General features: G+C 63.3%; 5 protein-coding genes. All 5 read left to right on the top strand.

Translation table 11 applies throughout. The features are described 5' to 3' along the window. Positions 1-81: 81 nt before the first annotated feature. Entirely contained in the window at positions 82-483 is a 402-nt protein-coding gene (locus SR3_RS30170; protein ID WP_068095107.1) for a ketosteroid isomerase-related protein, read from the top strand. Between the two features lie 47 nt (positions 484-530). Then, the gene (locus SR3_RS30165) at positions 531-698 is read left to right on the top strand and encodes a hypothetical protein (protein ID WP_456093776.1); all 168 of its coding nucleotides are present in this window, start codon (positions 531-533) and stop codon (positions 696-698) included. Positions 699-706: 8 nt separating this feature from the next. After that, the gene (gene fghA, locus SR3_RS30160) at positions 707-1,543 is read left to right on the top strand and encodes an S-formylglutathione hydrolase (protein WP_068095109.1); all 837 of its coding nucleotides are present in this window, start codon (positions 707-709) and stop codon (positions 1,541-1,543) included. A 13-nt stretch (positions 1,544-1,556) separates the two neighbouring features. After that, a complete protein-coding gene (locus SR3_RS30155) occupies positions 1,557-1,874 on the top strand; it encodes a 2Fe-2S iron-sulfur cluster-binding protein (RefSeq protein ID WP_068095102.1) in 318 nt (105 codons plus the stop codon). Between the two features lie 9 nt (positions 1,875-1,883). Further along, on the top strand, positions 1,884-2,233 hold a 350-nt coding region (locus SR3_RS30150; protein ID WP_169805751.1), incomplete at its 3' end, for an FAD-dependent oxidoreductase.

Genomic DNA, 2,233 nt, shown 5'->3' with positions numbered 1-2,233 from the left:
CGTCATGGGTCTGGAAGAGATCAACGACGCCTTCACCCTGATGCATGAGGGTAAAAGCATCCGCAGCGTGGTGGTGTTCTGATGAGCGCACTCGCCCTGCTGGAGCGCTATTACGCCGCCTTCAATACCGGGGACAGACCCGCCATGCTGGCCTGCCTGACGGAGGATGTGGCGCATGACATCAACCAGGGCGAACGCCAGCTGGGCAAGGCGGCCTTTTCCGCCTTCCTCGCCCATATGGACCGCTGCTATGCCGAGCAATTGGCCGATCTGACCATCATGATCAGTCAGGACGGCAGCCGCGCTGCGGCGGAGTTCACCGTCCACGGCCAATATCTGGCCACTGACGAAGGCCTGCCCGAGGCCAGCGGTCAGCGCTATGTTTTGCCCGCCGGAGCCTTCTTCACGCTGGAGGCAGGCCTGATCTCGCGCATCAGCGTCTACTACAACCTGCCCGACTGGACCCGGCAGGTAAGCCTTTGATCTTGCCGAGCGGCCCAACACCGCTCGCTGACGATGGAGCGTGATAAATGTCCGTGATTTCCGGTGACGGCGTGTTCAGCCATGTGTTTATCGGCGCGGCCGATCTCGATGTTTCGGCGCGTTTTTATGATGCGGCACTGGGCGCATTGGGCGTGAAGAACCTCGGGCCCTTCGGCAACAAGCCGTGCTCCTATGCCTTCACGGGCGGGAACTGATGCAGGGCATGGAACAGATCAGCCTCAATCAGGCCTTTGGCGGCTCTCAGGGCGTCTATCGCCATAGCTCTGCCGTGTGCGGCGTGGACATGACCTTCTCGGTCTATGTCCCGCCTCATGCGGAAGGGGCGCGGTTGCCGGTGGTGTGGTATCTCTCCGGGCTGACCTGCACCCATGCCAATGTCACCGAAAAGGGCGAGTTCCGGCGGCTTTGCGCCGAACTCGGCCTGATCTTCGTGGCGCCGGACACCTCGCCGCGCGGCGAGGGCGTGGCTGACGATCCGCAAGGCGCCTATGATTTCGGTCTGGGTGCGGGCTTCTATGTCGATGCCACGCAAGCCCCCTTCGACAAGCATTATCGCATGGAAAGCTATGTCACGCAGGAATTGCCTGCGCTGATCGCCGCGCATTTCCCGGCGGATATGGCGCGCCAGTCGATCATGGGGCACAGCATGGGCGGCCATGGCGCGCTGACCATCTGCCTTACCCACCCCGAGCGCTACAAGGCGGTTTCGGCCTTTGCCCCCATCGTCGCGCCATCGCGGGTGCCCTGGGGGCACAAGGCGCTGGGGGGCTATCTGGGGCCGGATCGCGCGGCATGGCGCCGCCACGATGCGGTGGCGCTGATCGAGGATGGCGCGCGTCTGCCCGATCTGCTGGTCGATCAGGGGGAGGCCGACCAGTTTCTGGCCGAGCAACTCCGCACCGATCTGCTGCGCGATGTCTGCGCCCGCACCGGGCAGAAGGCCACCATCCGCAGCCATCCCGGCTATGACCATTCCTACTATTTCATCGCGAGCTTCATGGGCGATCATCTCGCCTGGCACGCCGAACGTCTGCGCTGACCGGGACCACTGTATGGCCAATCTTTATGTGATCGATCTCGATGGGGTGGAAACGCGGATCAAGGCAGCGCCCGGCATCACCCTGATGGAGGCGCTGCGCGATCATGGTTTTGACGATCTGCTGGCGCTGTGCGGCGGCTGCTGTTCCTGCGCCACCTGCCATGTCTATGTGGACGCCGGCCCGGAGAGCATGAAGACCCCGGCCAGCGACGACGAGGCCGATCTGCTCGACAGTTCGCTGCACCGTCAGGAGAATTCGCGACTGTCTTGCCAGATCGCCATCACGCAGGATCTCGATGCCATTCGGGTCCGGCTCGCCCCTGCCGATTGAGAGGCCCTTATGGCGCAATTCCATGATGTGATCATTGTCGGCGGCGGTCACGGCGGCGCACAGACGGCCATCGCCTTGCGACAGCATGGTTTCACCGGCTCGATCGCGATTGTCGGGGAAGAGGTGGAGCTGCCTTACGAAAGGCCGCCGCTTTCCAAGGAGTATTTCTCGGGCGAGAAGGTGCGGGAGAGGCTGTTTATCCGCCCGGAAGCCTTCTGGCAGGACAAGGCCATCACGCTGATCACCGGGGAAAGGGTGGTTTCCCTTGATGCCGAGGCGCAAACAATCACCACTGCCGCGAACCGCAGCTTTGCTTACGGCAGGCTGGTCTGGGCCGCCGGTGGCGCGCCCCGCCGCCT

Origin of the sequence: Novosphingobium rosa NBRC 15208, from assembly GCF_001598555.1 — a bacterium.
Lineage (GTDB): Bacteria > Pseudomonadota > Alphaproteobacteria > Sphingomonadales > Sphingomonadaceae > Novosphingobium > Novosphingobium rosa.
The sequence above is the reverse complement of the archived record's forward strand: the minus strand, read 5'-3'. Positions and strand labels throughout refer to the sequence as shown.

Excerpts from the sequence above, each read along its gene's own strand:
- fghA (WP_068095109.1), top strand. The coding sequence starts at position 707 with ATGGAACAGATCAGCCTCAATCAGGCCTTTGGCGGCTCTCAGGGCGTC.
- SR3_RS30170 (WP_068095107.1), top strand. The coding sequence starts at position 82 with ATGAGCGCACTCGCCCTGCTGGAGCGCTATTACGCCGCCTTCAATACC.
- SR3_RS30155 (WP_068095102.1), top strand. The coding sequence starts at position 1,557 with ATGGCCAATCTTTATGTGATCGATCTCGATGGGGTGGAAACGCGGATC.
- SR3_RS30165 (WP_456093776.1), top strand. The coding sequence starts at position 531 with ATGTCCGTGATTTCCGGTGACGGCGTGTTCAGCCATGTGTTTATCGGC.